Below are 15,303 nucleotides of genomic sequence, written 5' to 3' on the forward strand. Positions count from 1 at the left end.
ACCATCCCGCGCCCACGACGGCGACCCGAGTTCGCGCCGCATCCTGCGGCGGCTGGCTCCTGGGGCGACTTCTGCGGGCGACTCCTGCGGGCGACTTCTGCGGCGACGTGCCGAATCGCCCGGATCGGAGGACTGTGGAGGGCGTGGCATCAGAGCGTCCCGACTTCGGCCCCTTCGACGACATCGTCGAGCGGCTGATCGACAACCTCGGCTCGACGCTGGGCACCTCGCTCGGCGAACCGCGCGAGGACGCCCCGCGGCAGCAACAACAGCCCCGGCCCGGTGCCCGGACGGGCGTCCGCACACCGAAGCTCGACCGGTTCGGCCGCGACCTCACCGCCGCCGCCGTCGCCGGTGAGCTCGACCCGGTCATCGGCCGCGACGACGAGATCGCGCAGGTCCTGGAGGTGCTGGCGCGGCGCACCAAGAACAACCCGGTGCTCGTCGGCGACCCGGGCGTCGGCAAGACCGCGGTCGTCGAGGGCATCGCGCAACGCATCGCCGACGGCGACGTCCCACCCGCCCTCGCCGGGGTGCGGGTGGTCGCGCTCGACCTGGCCGGGCTCGTCGCCGGCACCCGCTACCGCGGCGACTTCGAGCAGCGGCTCACCCAGGTCGTCGACGAGGTCGTCGCCGCGAAGCGCGGGATCGTGCTGTTCGTCGACGAGCTGCACGCCGTCGTCGGCGCCGGCGCGGCCGAAGGTGGCGCGATGGACGCGGCGACCATCATCAAGCCCGCCCTGGCCCGCGGGGAGCTGCAGCTGGTCGGGGCGACCACGGTCGCCGACTACCGGCGCCACATCGAGCGCGACGCCGCGCTGGAACGCCGCCTCGCTCCGGTCCGGGTCCCCGAGCCGACGGTCGCGGCGACGGTGACGATCCTGCGCGGGCTGCGCGCCCGCTACGAGGCCCACCACGACATCACCATCGACGACGACGCGCTCGTCGCCGCCGCCGAGCTGTCCGACCGCCATCTCACGGACCGGTTCCTGCCCGACAAGGCGATCGACCTCGTCGACCGCGCCGGGGCCCGGGCCCGCATCCGCGCCTCCCGCACCGGCGGCGGCGCCGACTCCGCGCACGTCGAGGGCCTGCGCCGGGCCCGCGACGTCGCCGTCGACGCCGAGGACTACGAGCGTGCGCTGCTGCTCACCCGCGAGATCGACGACGCGTCCGCCGCGGCCGACGGGCCCGGGTCGCTGACCGTGACCGCCGACGACGTCGCCGCGGTGCTCGCCGAGAGCACAGGCATCCCGGTCGCCCGGCTCACCGCAGGCGACCGGCGCCGGCTGCTCGACCTCGAGACCGTCCTGCACCGCAGGATCGTCGGCCAGGACGAGGCCGTGTCCGCGGTCGCCGACGCCGTCCGATCCGGCCGCGCCGGACTCGCCCATCCCGGGCGGCCGGTGGGATCGTTCCTGTTCCTCGGGCCGACGGGCGTCGGCAAGACCGAGCTGGCCCGGGCGCTGGCCGACGCCTTGTTCGACACCGAGAACGCGTTGCTGCGCTTCGACATGAGCGAGTACTCCGACCGCGCCGGTGCGTACCGGCTGGTCGGTGCGCCGCCCGGGCACGCCGGTTTCGACGAGCCCGGCCAGCTCACCGAGGCGATCCGGCGCGCCCCCTACGCCGTCGTGCTGTTCGACGAGATCGAGAAGGCGCACGCCGAGGTCGTCGCCACGCTGCTGCAGGTGCTCGACGCGGGCCGGCTCACCGACTCCCACGGGCGCACGGTCGACTTCACCCGCGCCGTCGTCGTCATGACCAGCAACCTGGGCGCCCCGCTGCTGCCCGGAGCCGGCTCCCCGACGCGGGAGACGCTGCTCGCGGCGGCCCGCATGCACTTCCGGCCGGAGTTCCTCAACCGCATCGACGACGTCGTCCCGTTCCACCCGCTCGGCGACGACGACCTGCGCGCCATCACCGCACTCATGCTGGCCGAGACCACGGCCCGGCTCGCCGCGCAGGGCATCACACTGCAGGTGAGCGACGCCGCGGTGGCGTGGCTGGCGCGCCGCGGCCACGAGCCGGGGCTGGGTGCGCGGCCGTTGCGCCGCACCATCGTCCGCGAGCTGGAACGGCGCCTCTCGCGCATGGTCATCGCCGGCGACGTCGCGGCGGGGGGCGCGGTGCGGGCTGACGTCACCGGCCCCGACGACACGGCACTGACCTTCACGGCGGGCTAACCCAGGACCGTCCCGAACAGGAGCCCGAGGCCGTAGGTCACGCCCGCCGCCACGGCGCCGATGAGCAGCTGGCGCAGCCCGCGGCGCAGCGGCGGGCCGCCCGACAGCAGGCCGACCGTCGCGCCCGTCGCCAGCAACGCCAGCCCCACCAGCACCGCCGAGACGACGTAGGCGAGCGGTCCCGCGCCCCCGAACACGAACGGCAGGATCGGGATCGCCGCCCCCGAGGCGAAGAACCCGAAGCTCGACGCCGCCGCCGCGACCGCGGTGCCGACGGTCTCGTGCTCGTCGTCGGCTCCCGGGCCGGCGCGGAGCCCGACGGCGGGGTCGAACGTCTGCAGCATCTCCCGCGACCGCACCGCCGCTTCGTCCTCCGACAGCCCACGTGCCCGCAGGACCAGTGCGAGCTCGTTCTCGTCGATGTCGAGGTGCGGGAGCACCTGGGGGGCGTCGGACAGCTCCGGCGCCGACACCTCCAGCAGCTCCCGCTGCGAGCGCACCGACACGTACTCCCCCGCGCCCATCGACAACGCGCCAGCCAGCAGCCCGGCGATGCCGGTCAGCAGCACGGTCCGCGCGGTCGCACCCGCACCCGACACCCCGAGGACGAGCGCCAGGTTGCTGACGAGCCCGTCGTTCGCACCGAAGACCGCCGCCCGGAAGGTGCCCGAGACCCGCGCCCGGCCCCGCGCCGCGAGCCCGCGCAGCACCTCCTCGTGGATGCGCTCGTCGGCCGCCATCGTCGCGGTCGCCTCGGGCTCGGTCGCGTACGGCGAGCGGCTCTCCGCGCGCTGCGCCAGCGCCAGCACGAACACAGACCCGAAACGACGCGCCAGCACGGCGAGCATCCGGCTGCGCAGGCCCGGACGCGGGACACGCCCGACGTCGGGTCCGAGCTTGCGTTCCCAGTGCGCCGCATGGCGTTCCTCGGCCTGCGCCAGCCCGAGCAGGATCGCGCGGTCCTCCCCGGTGCGGCGCCGGGCGAGGTCGCGGTAGAGCCGCGACTCCGCCCGCTCGTCGGCCAGCATCCGCCGCCATCGCCGTACCGACGCCCGTGACGGCTCTCCACCCGTGCCGGGGGCCCGGTCGACCGTCATCGCGCACCACCTTCCGGCGCCCGCGGCGCCGGACAGCACGGTGCCACAACGCGCCCCCGCGGCGATCACCGAACGGCGTGACGCGCCGCCGGCCCGTCCCCGGGGTCCGCGCCCGACCCGCCCCCGGATTGCAGGAAGTCGGCGGCCTCACAGGGCGGGGGCACTACGCCGGCGGGCACATCCCGTCGTATCGGGTCAGCCCGACGCCGCCGTTGGCCTTCTTGCTGCGGCCGACGGGGCCGTCCTTGGGCTTGCGCACCCAGTGGCCCGCCGTGTCGAGCCCGGGCATCCGCTCGCTGGCGAAGGCGCTGTAGCGGGTCTCGCCGTCGACGGAGAGCACCCCGCCCTCGACGTCGATGTGGGCGACGGTGGCCCAGAACGAGTTCCTGCCGTTGCCGACCTCGACGACGATCTCGTCGGCGTCGGGCCCGGGGAGGCCGTCGGCACCGGCGCGGCCGTAGCGGACCGCGACGCGGGGCCGGCCGAAGGTGTCGATGGCGCCCGCCCCGTTGTCGACGCTCTGGTAGACGTTGACGAGGATGTCGCCGTTCTCGGTGGGGGTCATCCGCACCTGCTCGGTGGCGGGCCGGCCGTTGCCGCCGGGGCCGAGGCTGTCGCCCAGGTGGTGGACGTGCGGCCACTGCTCCAGGCTCCCGCGGTGGCCCTGCTCGCCGCTGATCACCACGTACTCGCCGGTGACCTCGTTGCGGCAGAAGAAGTACACGTCGAGGTCGCCGGTGCCGTACTTCTTGACGGCGCCGTCGCGGCCGTACCTGGCGCCGCGGCCGTCCCACTCGAGGCCGACGGTGAGCACCCAGCCGGGCTCGCCGCCGCTCTTGCGCAGGTCGATGCGGGCCGTCTTGTCGGGTGCGTCCTTGGCCAGGGAGATCCGCACCTTCTCGAACGAGACGGCCGGCGCCGCGGGGGCCGCCGGTGCCGGAGCGTCGGGTACCGCGGCGGCCGGTGCCGCGGCCACGGGTGCGGGTCCGTCGTCGCCGACGTCGATGCCCAGCTCCTCGGCCAGCGCGGCGAGGCCCGCGGTGTAGCCCTGGGCGATGGCGTCGAGCCGCCATCCCGCGCCGCGCCGGTAGAGCGCCACGACCTGCACGACGGTCTCGGTCGTGAGGCCTCCGAGGTCCAGGCGCAGCTCGTCGCTGCCGCGGATGTCCGCGACCGCCCCGGCGGCGTCGCCGAACCGGGCCCCCTGCGCCTCGGTGCTCGCGGTGACCAGGACCCGGTCGACGTCGGCGGGGACGGCGGCGAGGTCGATCGCGACCGTCGTCGTCGCGGTCAGGGTCACGCCCGGACCGGTGGGGTTGTTGAAGAAAACACAGTAGGCAAGCATCGCGTTTGACAACGATCCGTGCAAGACACAGGGTGGAAAGCATGACGGCCCACGGCCCCCGGATCCGGATGTCGGCACACGTAGACGACTTCCTGCGACGACGTCGACCACAGGTTGAACTCTCGACATGGCGGACGATGAAGTCGACGCTGACCCGGTTCGCAAGGTGGCGGGACAGCACGCGCCACGTGCCGAAGTCGCTCCGTGAGGGCGACGTCGAGACCTACATCTGGGGTCCGCACGACTGCGGACCCGGCTGCACCGCGCGGTTCCACGACGGCCCCGGGCTCCGAGAGTCGATGGGTGACGGCGCGCTGAACCGGAGCTTGTCGGCGCTCGAGGTCTACCTCACCTGGGCGTTCCGGATGACGTACGTCCGTGGCGAGGTGATCAACCCGACGACACGGCGGGTGCGGTACCGGCCGAGCCGGCGGTTGCAGCTCGACATCAAGCAGCTCGTCGACCTCTACGAGGGAGCCGAGGACCCGTACTCGCGTATGGTGTGCGCGCTCGCCGCCTACACCGGCGGCCGCGCGGGAGAGATCAAGACGATCCGCGTCGGCGACGTCGACCTGGGCCGCGGCGAGATCGACTGGACACGCCACAAGACGCGCACCGACGACGTGCTGCCGATCATGGCCGAGCTTCACAGCGAGCTCGAGCGATGGTTCGCTCACTACGCCGCGGCCAACGGGCCGCTGCGGCCGGACTGGTACGTGATCCCGGGCCGACACGGGCTCGGCCAGCCGGGCGCGGTCGTGTACCGCCCGACTCGACCCCGGGTCCACGGCTGTCACACGATCATCAAAGATCAACTCGTCCGCGTGCTCGGCGTGGCGCCGGAGGATCTTCGCGGCGAAGGCGTGCACACTGTCCGGCGGAGTATCGCCCGCTGCCTCTACGAGCAACTGCTCGACGAGCGGCACGCCGATCCGATCAGCGTGGTGCGCGCCCTGCTCGGGCACTCGACGCGCGGGATGACGGAGCGGCACATCGGCGTTGAGACAGGACGGACCGAACGGGACCGCGTACTGCGGGGCCGGTCGATGTTGAAAGGGTAACGATGGCACTGGTGCTGGCGTGCAACGTATGTGGCAAGGTCAACCCGCCGGACCGGCTGCCGCCCCCGGTCGAGCCGGTGCGCTGGTCGACGGCCACCGTCGACTACACCGGGGCGCTCTGCGACGAGTGTCAGGCGACGAAGACGCTCGCCGAGATGATCGAGCATCTTGCCGGCGCGCCGGGGGGTGTCGTCGAGGGCGCGGACCGCGGTCCGTACCTGGTCGTCGCGGAGTAGCCGGAAAGACAGAAGGGCCCCACACGGTGCGTGGGGCCCTTCGTCGTTGATCAGACCTTGTCGTCGGCCGAGGCGTTCGGCACGACGTACACGCCGAACGCACCGAGGACCGCGAGGGCCATGTTGACCATCTCGGTGGTGCTCAGGACGTCGTCGCCGAGGGCGACGGTGGCGATGCTGGCCGCGGCGAACACGCCGGCGACGACGGTCTTGGCGAACTTGCGCCACGGACAAGACCCAGATCTACGGCGAGGTCGGCCTCAAGTACGGCGACGAGCGGCGGCACCGGCACGCGGAGCGCCGGTGCTTGGTGATCGTCTGGCGGCCGACGCTGTAGCCCTCCGCGGTGACCGCGTCGTGGATCGCGGACGCCGACCACCCCGCGTCGTCGAGCATCTGTTGCAGCGCAGCGGATTCGTCGGGCGGTAGCGTGCGGAGCAGGATGCTCACCGAACACGGCGAGCCGTGCACCACCGGGTCTGGGCCGCGGTCGGCTCGTTGGGCGAGGCTCATTCGTCCACGCGTCCCGACCCGTCGACGGTGAAGCACAGCTCCGCGTCGAACTCGCCGTCGCAGTGGAACGCGGCGCGTACGCCGGCGGCGCGGGCCGCCTCGACCAGCTCGGCAACCTGCTCGACCGAGAACATGCCGAAGCTGCCGACGATCTTGATCGTGGTCTGCGTGATCATGAACATCTCTCTCTCAGCGCGTCAGCGCCGTGCTCGGCGACGAAGCTGCTGACGTCGTGGCCGTCGGGGAAGTGGATCGCTCGGGAGCCGTGGATGTCCTCGACCAGCCTCTCCGCGAACTGCTTGCCGGCGCCGTCGGCGTCGCCGAACACCAGCACCCGGGCGAAGCCCTCGAGCATGTAGGCGTAATGCGAGCGCCAGGCCTTGACCCCGGGAATCGCGACCGACGGGATGCCCGCCTCGGTGGCGATCACCGCGTCGAGCTCGCCCTCGGTGATGCCGATGACCGGAGAGTCGGCGCGCAGCGCGAGGACGTTGTACGGGTGGGCGCCCGCGCCCTCGGCTCCGAGGTACTTCGGGCAGTCGGCCGTCTTGCAGTCGTGCCGGCGCAGGCACCGGAACTTGCACGACATCGGGCCGCCGCGGGGCACTAGGGACGGGATCGAGAGCCGGCCCCGCATGTACTCGTGCTCGGGGGCTGGGTCGACGACCAGGCCCACCCGGTACTTGGTGACGTCCTCGTCGTAGACGCCGCGGCCGAGGACGTCTTCGAGTACCTCGCCGGCGACGGATCGGCCTCGAGTTCCCGGTCGGGTGGGTCGACTACGGCGACACCCGGACACATCACCGGTTCACGGTGTGGGCCCAGGACCAGAGCGGACGAACCTATGGCTAGCAGCCGGATCAACGAGCGGACGCGGGGAGTGGCAACTCCGGGATCCAGGAGCTCGCCGCGCTCGAGCGCCAGCTCCGCGCGGTCGCGGTCACGACGCCGGACAAGGTCCAAGACATCGTGAAGAAGGGCTCGCTCAACATCAAGCAGGAGTGGCACGCCCGGATGCGGGCGCGCTCCCGCCACGGCCACATCCCGCACCTGCCGAAGTCGATCGGGTACGACGTCCGCCGCACCGCGCACGGCGCGGTCTCGACGATCGGCCCGGACAAGCAGACGTCGCAGGGGCCGCTGGCTCACCTGCTCGAGTTCGGCTCGGTCAACAACAAGCCGCACCTCGACGGTGCGCGCGCGCTGTACGACGAGGGCCGCCGATTCTACGGCGAGATGTCGAAGGCCGAGTTCGGCTTCGTCCGGGGCGGTCTGTGATGACGATCCCCGAGGCGGAACCGCACGTCGCCGCGGTGCTCGCGATGCTCCAGGCGGGTACCCCGGCAAACCTCGGAGTCGCCCTCGGCGTCGGGCCGTCGGTCAACCCGCCCTACGTCGCGCTCTACCCGGATCCAGGCGACGTCGAGCAGGCTCGCCTCTCCGGCGACCGGTCGCTGATCACGATCAGCTTCCTGCTGCACTGCATCGGCGCCGGCCCGGAGCAGGCGCTGTGGGCGCTGGACAAGGCGCGCGCGGTGATGCTCGGCGACCCCCCGACGGTCGCCGGGCGCCGCACGCACCGGATGACGCAGACCTACGGCTCGAGAGAGCTCGACCGTGACGACGGTATCCAGCCCGCGCTGTTTATCGCGATGGCCGAGTTCCGGCTCATGAGCCAGCAGGCCTAGTAGCCGAGCGACAGCTCGAGCGGACGCTCGAGCTCCTCGCCCTGGAGCGTCCGCTTCCCGCGGGCCTCCCGGCCGATCTGCACCTGGTAGAAGTCGCCGCCGGCGGGGACCTCGGCGACCGAGAACTTGTACCGGCACCCGAACATCGCGCTGTCGAACGTCCCGCTCTCCAGCTCGCCGATCCCGACGACCGCCCCGCGGTTGTCGTACACGGTCACCGCAGCTCCGCGGTAGATGTCGGCGTACCCGCGCTCTCCGAGTCCAGCGCCGGTCGCGCAGCCGGACGACACCGTCAACGACCCGGTCAGCGTCGTCGTCGACGGCGTCACCAGCGCCACGATCCCGACCACCACGGCAGCCACCAGCACGGCCCCGGCGGTGACGCCGATGCCGATCTTCACAGCTCGGTTCATCTCTCACCCTTCGCATTTGCGTTCGGCTCCGCATCTTACACCGACGCTTGCCGCCATGCATACCACCAGGCGCAAGTAAGGAGTACCGATGTCGGAACAGCCCGGCCTCGTTCACGATGGCATGTACAAGGTCACCTGAGTGACCACCATCGTCGACCAGGACGCACCCACGGTCGCCGAGCTCAGCGCAGGCATGGACCTCGAGTGCCAGATCACCCCGGACGGCCTCGGCCGGGAGGCGTCGGACGAGACCGTCGACACCTCCCGCCTGTGGAGCGTGTTCACCACGATGCAGGTCGGCCGGACCTCGTTCGAGGTGTCGGTGACCCTGGTCCGTCTCGACGAGTCGATTTCCGGTGTCGACGACGACGCCTACCACAACCTCACCAAGGGCACTCGCGGCTACCTGGTGATCCGCGACAACCTGCCGGCGTCCACCGGCTACGCGGCCACCCAGGAGGTCGAGGTCTACCCGGTGCAGTGCGGCACCCGGTCGAAGGCCAACCCGGCCGCGAACGAGCTCCAGACGTTCAGCCTGCCGCTGAACGTGACCGGTGACCCCTCCCTCGCCGCAGTCGTGGCCGCCTGATGGCCCTCCTCACTCCGACCCAGATCAAGATCGGTGGCGCGGTCGTCACGGTCCAGGCGGCTGATGTCGCCGGCGAGACGTTCAAGGCCGGCGATCGCATCGCGCTCTGGGTGAAGAACGGCTCCGGCTCGCCGATCACCGTCACTACCGTGGTCCCCGGAAACGGCAAGTACGGCCAGGCCAACCCCGACGTGCCGGTGGTGATCCCTGCCGGCACCGAGCAGGCGGTCGGACCGTTCCCGGCCGACCTCATCGACCCGGCCGACGGCCTGGTCCACGTCACCTACTCCTCGGTCACCACGGTCACGCGGCGCCTCGTGCGCCTCTGACCCCCCGACTTGGCGGGGCGTCGGGCCCCTGACCTCCCGGCGCCTCGCCATCCCCTTGCGAGCCCACAGGTCAGGACATCAACCTCCAGGTCAGGAGCACCATGAGTTTCACCCTCGACGACGTCATCGCGGTTGCCGCACCGGTTCAGCGGGCCGTCCCGCTGTGCGTGGCCGGCGACCTCACCGCCTAGTACGGTCTTCGCCACCTCCTGCATCGAGGTGTGCTCGTCCTCCGCCGACAACGGCGAGTGGCTCGAGCTCGAGTGGGTGAAGCAGAACGGCGTGCGGGTGCTGACGCTCGCCGAGGCGATCGCACACGAGAGCGAGGCCGACAACCTGATCGCCGCGTTCGCGGGCGAGTTCGACGACGCGGCCCGACTAGCGGGACGGCCCCGGGGTCGCGAGCTCCGACCCCGGGGAGTCCTGTTCACTGTCAACCGAGGCGCCGAGCAGAGAGTTGGGATCGTCCGACGCGCGACGCTCGCGCAGTCGGAACCCTGCCGCGGTGTCCGGGTAGTAGTCCACGACGTAGTCGCCAGGCAGCCGGTCGAGCATGTCGAGGAAGCTCGAGAGCCGCTGGCGTTGACGGTCGGTCAGCGGTCGCTCCTTGTGCCTCGCGGCCTGGTAGAAGCTGACAGCCTCGTACAGCCAGCCCGACTTGTGCCGGGACTGGACGTCCCAGGGCCAGTCGCGACGGAACATCCGCGGCGCCGTCGCCCCCTTGAGCTTGAGCGTGACCGCCTGCCGGCTCACGCCGAACATGTCGGCGATCTGCTGGTGCGTCATGTCCTTGTCAACGAGCTGGAGCAGCCGGGGGACGTCGGGCAAGATTTTCCGTCCTGCCATGCCAACTCCAGTTCTGAGATGCGGACCACTACTTGCATCCAAGGTTGCCAGTTGACACGGTACCGCCGCAAGTCATGCAAGGCTCTACTACGTCACAATGCGTTCAGCGTGCATACTTGCCACTCAATCGTTGCTGGTCACGATGCCCGTCTGTGTTGAAGAAGACGAAGTCGTCGTCGGTGCGGACGCGACCGTCGGCGCCCAGGAGCGCGACGGCGACGTCGACGAGGTCGGGCCGGTCGGGCACCGTCACCGTCACCTCGTAGCTGCCGCCGGCCAGGTCGGTCTTCGATCCTTTGCGAACCTCGAGCACGCGCAACTCCCCCACACCGGCGATCACCGTCGGAGGCGAGTATGCCGTGATGTCCGGAGCGTCCGGTTCGGCAGCGGTTGACCTCACGGCAGGGACCGGCTTTCGTCGGCTGCGTGTACGGCGCGCTCACCGGCGAGCACGGTCACCCGCGCTACGTGCCGGTCACCGAGGACCAGCCCCGACGTCCGGCGGGGCTCTACGACGTCACGAAGGTGTGCAGCGAGGAGATCGGCCACCCGAAGCGCCCGCACCGCGAACCCCGACGGGACCGTGCGGGACGCCGCGTGGACCGGACTCCGCCTGATCGGCCGCTGCCCACCGACCGGACCGTCCGTTTAGCGTGATCCACGACGGTTCGCTCCAGCACGGACCGCCACGACGCCGACGGAGGTGACGCGATGGCCGACCCGACCGCCGACACGACCTCCGCGACGACCCGGAGCGCGGGCGACGGCACGACGGCCGACCCGGCTGCCCGGCTGCTCCACCTGCTCGCGACCGACGCCCCGCCCGCGGAGTTCGACCGGCTCGCCGCCGCCGTCGAGGCGCGGCCGCCCGGCCCGGAGCGCGACGCGACGGTCGCCGCCCTCGGCGACGCCCGCCGCGTCATGGATCTGCTCGCCCACCGCAGCCGCCGGGAACGCGCGGCGCTGGCGCTGGTCGAGTCGGCGCGCGACCTCGCCGCATTGCACGACGTCGACGACATCCTCGATGCCCTCGTGGCCCGCACCCGGCAGCTGCTGCGCACCGACGCGACCTACCTCGCGCTGCGCGATCCCGACCGCGGCGACGTCTACATGCGACTCACACTCGGCACCCTGACCAGGCGGATCGAGACGATCCGGCAGCCGGTCGGCACCGGGATCGGCGGCCGCGTCGTCGCCACCGGGGTGCCGTTCGCGACCGCCGACTACGTCGCCGACCCCCGGCTGGTCCGCGACCCCGGTGTCGTCGACGCCGTCGTCGAGGACGGCATCGTCAGCATCGCCGGGGCACCGATCCGGCGCGGCGACGAGGTGATCGGCGTGCTGTTCGCCGCGAACCGCTGTCCACGTACCTGGGACACCGCCGAGATGGACCTGCTCTGCTCGCTCGCCGACCACGCCTCGATCGTCATCGGCAACGCCGCACTGTTCGAGCAGGCCGAGCGGACCGTCGCCGAGCTCCGCGCGGCCAACGAGGAGCTCGCCGAGCGGCAGCGCGCGCTGGAGCGGGCGGGTGCAGCCCACGAGCAGCTGATGCCGCTCGCGTTGCGCCGCGCCGACCTCGGCGAGCTCGTCGACGCGGTCGCGGCGATGCTCGGCGGCACGATCGCTGCGGTCGACGCCGATGGGCGGGTCCTGGTCACCAGCGGCGACGGCGACCTGCCCTCCCCGATGCCGGAGCCGCCCGGCGACGTCCACGCCGCGGTGTCCGGCAGCATCCCGACCTGCTGGACGGTCCCGGTCCGGGCCGGGGAGACGTCGTTCGGCCATCTCGTGCTGGTCACCGACGAGGTGCCGTCCGACACCGACGTCCGCACCTTCGAGCGGGCCGCGCAGACGGCAGCGCTGATGCTGCTGATCGACCAGCAGGTCGGCGCCGCGGAGCGCCGGATCCGCGCTCGGCTGCTGGCGGACCTGCTGGCCGACCAGGAACCCGACTGGGCGGCCGTGACCCGGCGGATGCGCAGCTCGGGAGCGCTGGACCTGCGGGTCGCGCACACCGTCGTCGTCGCCACCGCGACCGGCGCGACGGCGGCCGAGCTGCTGCACGCGGCGACGACGCATGTCGGTGTCCGTGGTGGCCTCGCCACCGAGCACGACGGCCGCGTCGTCCTGGTGCTCCCCCGCCCCGACCCCGACGCGGTGGCCGGAACGATCGCCGTCGAGCTGAGCCGGTTGACCGGCGGGCTGGTCACCGCGGGTGTCGCGGGGCCCGCCGACACCGCTGCCGACATCCGGGCCCGCCACCGCGAGGCGCAGCGCACCCTGCGGCTGCTCGTCGCGCTCGACCGGCACGGCGAGGGTGCCTGCCCGACCGACCTCGGGATGCTCGGCGTCATCCTCGACGGGACCACCCAGCACCAGGTCCGCGCGCTGCTCGCGCGGACCGCGGAACCGTTGCGCCGCTACGACGTCGACCATTCCACGGCGCTGCTCGCCACCCTCGACGCCTGGTTCGCCGCCGGGCAGGACCCGCGGGCCGCGGCACGGCGGCTGCAGGTCCGCCCCGACACCGTCCGTCACCGCCTCGACCGCATCGACCACGTCCTCGGGCACCGGCGATGGCGCGAGACCGAGGGCGGGGTCACGATGCAGCTCGGGCTGCAGCTCCACCGGTTGACCCTGCAGATCCCGCTCGAGGAGCTGGTGCCCGCGCCGGGGACGTGAGCGGCGGACGCGGCCGGTCCGGGACGCCTCAGGCGTGGTCGGTGACCGGGGCGCGGTGGCGCGTCGGCGGCACGTGCGGGGTGCGGCGCAGGGCGCTGCGGGCCATCGCCAGCTCGTGCGCGACCTCGGCGGTGACCAGCTCTGCGTACAGCGCGGTGTACAGGCCCGGCTCGTGCGCGGTCGGGTCGCGGTGCCGGTCGACGAGTGCCTCCAACCGGTCGAGGAGGTCGTCGGCGATCCGCAGCCGGCGCGCCGTGCGGCTGTCCGGGTGCGGGGAGGGCCTGCGGGGACGGTCGTGCTGGGCCGGACGGTCGAGCGGGGGCATGGGAGTGCTCCGAACTGATCGGGGTGCGCGCGAGCGCGGAGGAACGGGCCGTGGGGATGCCGGCGGACGGCGGGTCAGCGACAGAGCGCGCCCTGGGTCCGGCACAGGTCGACGTGGCGTCGGCGCGACCACGCCGCAGCGGGCGGGGCGTCGGCGGTACTCGGCCTCACGGTGTTTCCTCTCCCATCGGTCCCGGCGGAAGCACCCCGCCCGAAACCGGACGTGGTTGCTGCGGCGTCGACGAGCCAGGTCTCTCGGCCGCTCTGGATGGCTCGCCCAGTGAACCGGGCGGCCCGAACGAAGGTCAAGCCGGCGGGGCCCCCGTCACACACCGCGGCGCGTGGCCACCGGGTCGCACACTCTGCGTCGCCGGTGCGCTACGTTCCGCGCATGCGGCTCGGGTATCTCACGCACGTCACCGGGCCGGACGGTCCCGCCGCCGCCTACCGCGACACCGTCGCCGCGGCGGTCGCCGCCGAGGAGCAGGGCTTCGACTCGTTCTGGGTCGCCCAGCACCACGCCGACGACGCACGCGGGCTGCTCCCGTCGCCGCTGGTGCTGCTCGCGGCCGTCGCGGCGGCGACGTCGCGGATCCGGCTCGGCACAGGGGTCGTCGCCGCGCCGCTGGAGGACCCGATGCGGCTCGCCGAGGACGCCGCCGTCGTCGACGCGCTCAGCGGCGGCCGCCTCGAGCTGGGCGTCGGCGCGGGAGCCGACCCGTCGGCGGCGGCAGCGTTCGGCCGCGAGCACGCCGACCGCCACGACGACACCGTCCTGCTCGTCGACACCCTGCGCACGATCCTGCGCGGACCGCGGCTCGTCCCCGCCGCGCCCGGGGTGGCGCACCGGCTGTGGTGGGCGACGGGCTCCACTGTGGCCGTCGACGCCGCTGCGGCGCGCGGGATGGGGCTGATCACCGGCAGACCCGCCGACGTCCCCGGCTCCCCCGTCGCCGGCGACCTGACGCGCTACTGGTCGCGCGCCGTCGGCGCCCCGCGGGTCGCGGTGTCACGCATCGTGGCCGCCGGCGAGAAGCCGTCCGACGTGGTCGCCCGGCTGCGCCGCGACCCGGCGGTCGGCCTGGCCACCGACCTCATCGTGCAGACGAGCCCCGGCGGTGCACCCCTCACGACGCACGTCGCGATCATGCGGGCCGTCGCCGGATCCGTCGCGCCGGCCCTCGGCGCCCGCCCCGGAGCCCGTCGAGCAGCCCCGACGGGCTGGACGACCCCGACCGGGAAGCCCTGAGCCGCAGCGTGAACGCGTGCGTCCAACTGCCGTTCCCGACGGGCAGTCGTTAGGCCTTTCCCGACGCAACTGTCGTGGCCGTACGATGTTGCCATGGCGCGCGTGCTGACGGCCAAGGGAGCGGCGACACGCCTGCGCATCCTGGAGGGCGCTGCCGAGCTGCTCCGCCGCAACGGTGCCGCCGGTGTGAGCCTCGACCTGATCTGCAAGGGCACCGGGTCGAGCAAGAGCCAGCTCTTCCACTACTTCCCCGACGGCCGCTCCGAGCTGTTCGCCGCGATCGCCCGTTACGAGGCCGACCGGGTCATCTCCGACCAGCGCCCGCACATCGAGGACCTGTCCACACCGGAGTCCTGGCGGGCGTGGCGGGAAGCCGTGATCGCCCGCTACGTCGAGCTCGGCCGCTACTGCCCCGTCAACGCGCTGGTCGTCGAGCTGTCGCGGACCGGTCCCGAGGCCGAGGGCATCGTCGTCGACATGCAGGCGTCCTGGCACGAGCTGATGACGGCGGCCGTCGCCCGGCTGCAGGCCTCCGGCAAGGGCTGCCGCGACGTCGCGCCCGAGGCGGCCGCCTCGGTCGTGCTGGCCGCGGTGCAGGGCGGGGCGTCGATCTTCCAGGCGACGGGCGACTTCGTGCATCTCGAACGCGCCCTCGACGGCGTGCTCACCTACGTCGGCGTCGCCTGAGCCCACACCGCCCGAACCCACGCAGCCCGAACCCACGCAGCCCGAACCCACGCCG

20 protein-coding genes and 1 riboswitch are annotated in these 15,303 nt (G+C 72.7%); of the genes, 10 read left to right on the forward strand and 10 right to left on the reverse strand.

What is annotated here, in order from left to right:
* Positions 1–143 precede the first annotated feature (143 nt).
* Positions 144–2,186 (forward strand): ATP-dependent Clp protease ATP-binding subunit, encoded by a 2,043-nt coding sequence (locus TOK_RS02200; RefSeq protein WP_253258133.1) that lies wholly within the window; start codon positions 144–146, stop codon positions 2,184–2,186.
* Here TOK_RS02200 and TOK_RS02205 read toward each other — a convergent pair.
* Together TOK_RS02205 and TOK_RS02210 are read right to left on the reverse strand one after the other, a co-directional pair.
* Complete coding sequence (locus TOK_RS02205) at positions 2,183–3,034, reverse strand: VIT1/CCC1 transporter family protein (RefSeq protein ID WP_374754847.1); 852 nt, start codon at positions 3,032–3,034, stop codon at positions 2,183–2,185. The genes TOK_RS02200 and TOK_RS02205 overlap by 4 nt on opposite strands.
* Positions 3,035–3,446: 412 nt before the next feature.
* A complete protein-coding gene (locus tag TOK_RS02210; RefSeq protein ID WP_098956077.1) occupies positions 3,447–4,757 on the reverse strand; it encodes a TerD family protein in 1,311 nt (436 codons plus the stop codon).
* A 59-nt stretch (positions 4,758–4,816) separates the two neighbouring features.
* Here TOK_RS02210 and TOK_RS02215 point away from each other — a divergent pair, with 59 nt between their 5' ends.
* Both TOK_RS02215 and TOK_RS02220 read left to right on the forward strand, forming a co-directional pair.
* Entirely contained in the window at positions 4,817–5,689 is an 873-nt protein-coding gene (locus TOK_RS02215; protein WP_172457360.1) for a tyrosine-type recombinase/integrase, read from the forward strand.
* Positions 5,690–5,691: 2 nt separating this feature from the next.
* Complete coding sequence (locus tag TOK_RS02220) at positions 5,692–5,925, forward strand: hypothetical protein (RefSeq protein WP_098956078.1); 234 nt, start codon at positions 5,692–5,694, stop codon at positions 5,923–5,925.
* Between the two features lie 50 nt (positions 5,926–5,975).
* Here TOK_RS02220 and TOK_RS32270 read toward each other — a convergent pair whose 3' ends face one another.
* Genes TOK_RS32270 through TOK_RS02235 form a run of 4 tightly spaced genes read right to left on the reverse strand, consistent with a single transcriptional unit; the run spans position 5,976 to position 7,114 of the window.
* Complete coding sequence (locus TOK_RS32270; RefSeq protein WP_172457361.1) at positions 5,976–6,119, reverse strand: hypothetical protein; 144 nt, start codon at positions 6,117–6,119, stop codon at positions 5,976–5,978.
* Between the two features lie 49 nt (positions 6,120–6,168).
* A complete protein-coding gene (locus tag TOK_RS02225; protein WP_141566237.1) occupies positions 6,169–6,375 on the reverse strand; it encodes a hypothetical protein in 207 nt (68 codons plus the stop codon).
* 59 nt (positions 6,376–6,434) lie between these two features.
* Positions 6,435–6,614, reverse strand: coding sequence for a hypothetical protein (locus tag TOK_RS02230; protein WP_098956080.1), 180 nt, complete (start codon positions 6,612–6,614; stop codon positions 6,435–6,437).
* Entirely contained in the window at positions 6,611–7,114 is a 504-nt protein-coding gene (locus tag TOK_RS02235; protein WP_098956081.1) for a toprim domain-containing protein, read from the reverse strand. The genes TOK_RS02230 and TOK_RS02235 overlap by 4 nt, the downstream gene beginning before the upstream one ends.
* Before the next feature lie 218 nt (positions 7,115–7,332).
* On the opposite strand from TOK_RS02235, the gene TOK_RS02240 reads away from it, so the two are divergent.
* Entirely contained in the window at positions 7,333–7,716 is a 384-nt protein-coding gene (locus TOK_RS02240; RefSeq protein ID WP_098956082.1) for an HK97 gp10 family phage protein, read from the forward strand.
* Positions 7,716–8,126: a hypothetical protein gene (locus TOK_RS02245; RefSeq protein ID WP_141566238.1), complete on the forward strand. Its 411-nt coding sequence runs from the start codon at positions 7,716–7,718 to the stop codon at positions 8,124–8,126. The genes TOK_RS02240 and TOK_RS02245 overlap by 1 nt, the downstream gene beginning before the upstream one ends.
* Here the strand turns inward: TOK_RS02245 and TOK_RS02250 are convergent.
* Positions 8,123–8,539 carry a hypothetical protein gene (locus TOK_RS02250; RefSeq protein ID WP_141566239.1) on the reverse strand — a complete coding sequence of 139 codons (417 nt, stop codon included), beginning with the start codon at positions 8,537–8,539 and terminating at the stop codon, positions 8,123–8,125. The two genes, TOK_RS02245 and TOK_RS02250, sit on opposite strands and share 4 nt — an antisense overlap.
* 139 nt (positions 8,540–8,678) lie before the next feature.
* Between TOK_RS02250 and TOK_RS02255 the strand changes: the two genes are divergently transcribed.
* Both TOK_RS02255 and TOK_RS02260 read left to right on the forward strand, forming a co-directional pair.
* The gene (locus TOK_RS02255) at positions 8,679–9,128 is read left to right on the forward strand and encodes a hypothetical protein (RefSeq protein WP_098956085.1); all 450 of its coding nucleotides are present in this window, start codon (positions 8,679–8,681) and stop codon (positions 9,126–9,128) included.
* Positions 9,128–9,457: a hypothetical protein gene (locus TOK_RS02260; RefSeq protein WP_098956086.1), complete on the forward strand. Its 330-nt coding sequence runs from the start codon at positions 9,128–9,130 to the stop codon at positions 9,455–9,457. Before TOK_RS02255 ends, TOK_RS02260 begins: the two co-directional genes overlap by 1 nt.
* 378 nt (positions 9,458–9,835) lie before the next feature.
* On the opposite strand, the gene TOK_RS02265 is transcribed toward TOK_RS02260, so the two are convergent.
* A complete protein-coding gene (locus TOK_RS02265) occupies positions 9,836–10,285 on the reverse strand; it encodes a helix-turn-helix domain-containing protein (protein ID WP_098956087.1) in 450 nt (149 codons plus the stop codon).
* A 121-nt stretch (positions 10,286–10,406) separates the two neighbouring features.
* The gene (locus TOK_RS02270) at positions 10,407–10,616 is read right to left on the reverse strand and encodes a TerD family protein (RefSeq protein ID WP_141566240.1); all 210 of its coding nucleotides are present in this window, start codon (positions 10,614–10,616) and stop codon (positions 10,407–10,409) included.
* A gap of 398 nt (positions 10,617–11,014) precedes the next feature.
* Here TOK_RS02270 and TOK_RS02280 point away from each other — a divergent pair, with 398 nt between their 5' ends.
* Positions 11,015–12,988, forward strand: coding sequence for a GAF domain-containing protein (locus TOK_RS02280; RefSeq protein WP_098956089.1), 1,974 nt, complete (start codon positions 11,015–11,017; stop codon positions 12,986–12,988).
* A gap of 28 nt (positions 12,989–13,016) precedes the next feature.
* Here the strand turns inward: TOK_RS02280 and TOK_RS02285 are convergent, their stop codons facing one another.
* The gene (locus TOK_RS02285; RefSeq protein WP_098956090.1) at positions 13,017–13,313 is read right to left on the reverse strand and encodes a hypothetical protein; all 297 of its coding nucleotides are present in this window, start codon (positions 13,311–13,313) and stop codon (positions 13,017–13,019) included.
* Positions 13,314–13,493: 180 nt separating this feature from the next.
* Positions 13,494–13,587, reverse strand: a riboswitch (SAM riboswitch).
* A 116-nt stretch (positions 13,588–13,703) separates the two neighbouring features.
* On the opposite strand from TOK_RS02285, the gene TOK_RS02290 reads away from it, so the two are divergent.
* Together TOK_RS02290 and TOK_RS02295 are read left to right on the forward strand one after the other, a co-directional pair.
* The gene (locus tag TOK_RS02290; protein WP_098956257.1) at positions 13,704–14,561 is read left to right on the forward strand and encodes an LLM class flavin-dependent oxidoreductase; all 858 of its coding nucleotides are present in this window, start codon (positions 13,704–13,706) and stop codon (positions 14,559–14,561) included.
* Between the two features lie 93 nt (positions 14,562–14,654).
* The gene (locus TOK_RS02295) at positions 14,655–15,248 is read left to right on the forward strand and encodes a TetR/AcrR family transcriptional regulator (protein ID WP_098956091.1); all 594 of its coding nucleotides are present in this window, start codon (positions 14,655–14,657) and stop codon (positions 15,246–15,248) included.
* The last annotated feature ends 55 nt before the right edge of the window (positions 15,249–15,303 follow it).

This window comes from Pseudonocardia sp. N23 (assembly GCF_002583555.1).
Taxonomy (GTDB): domain Bacteria; phylum Actinomycetota; class Actinomycetes; order Mycobacteriales; family Pseudonocardiaceae; genus Pseudonocardia.

Excerpts from the sequence above, each read along its gene's own strand:
- TOK_RS02220 (WP_098956078.1), top strand. The coding sequence starts at position 5,692 with ATGGCACTGGTGCTGGCGTGCAACGTATGTGGCAAGGTCAACCCGCCG.
- TOK_RS02285 (WP_098956090.1), bottom strand. The coding sequence starts at position 13,313 with ATGCCCCCGCTCGACCGTCCGGCCCAGCACGACCGTCCCCGCAGGCCC.
- TOK_RS02290 (WP_098956257.1), top strand. The coding sequence starts at position 13,704 with ATGCGGCTCGGGTATCTCACGCACGTCACCGGGCCGGACGGTCCCGCC.
- TOK_RS02205 (WP_374754847.1), bottom strand. The coding sequence starts at position 3,034 with ATGCTCGCCGTGCTGGCGCGTCGTTTCGGGTCTGTGTTCGTGCTGGCG.
- TOK_RS02250 (WP_141566239.1), bottom strand. The coding sequence starts at position 8,539 with ATGAACCGAGCTGTGAAGATCGGCATCGGCGTCACCGCCGGGGCCGTG.
- TOK_RS02260 (WP_098956086.1), top strand. The coding sequence starts at position 9,128 with ATGGCCCTCCTCACTCCGACCCAGATCAAGATCGGTGGCGCGGTCGTC.
- TOK_RS02280 (WP_098956089.1), top strand. The coding sequence starts at position 11,015 with ATGGCCGACCCGACCGCCGACACGACCTCCGCGACGACCCGGAGCGCG.
- TOK_RS02230 (WP_098956080.1), bottom strand. The coding sequence starts at position 6,614 with ATGATCACGCAGACCACGATCAAGATCGTCGGCAGCTTCGGCATGTTC.
- TOK_RS02295 (WP_098956091.1), top strand. The coding sequence starts at position 14,655 with ATGGCGCGCGTGCTGACGGCCAAGGGAGCGGCGACACGCCTGCGCATC.
- TOK_RS02210 (WP_098956077.1), bottom strand. The coding sequence starts at position 4,757 with ATGTCGAGAGTTCAACCTGTGGTCGACGTCGTCGCAGGAAGTCGTCTA.
- TOK_RS02245 (WP_141566238.1), top strand. The coding sequence starts at position 7,716 with ATGACGATCCCCGAGGCGGAACCGCACGTCGCCGCGGTGCTCGCGATG.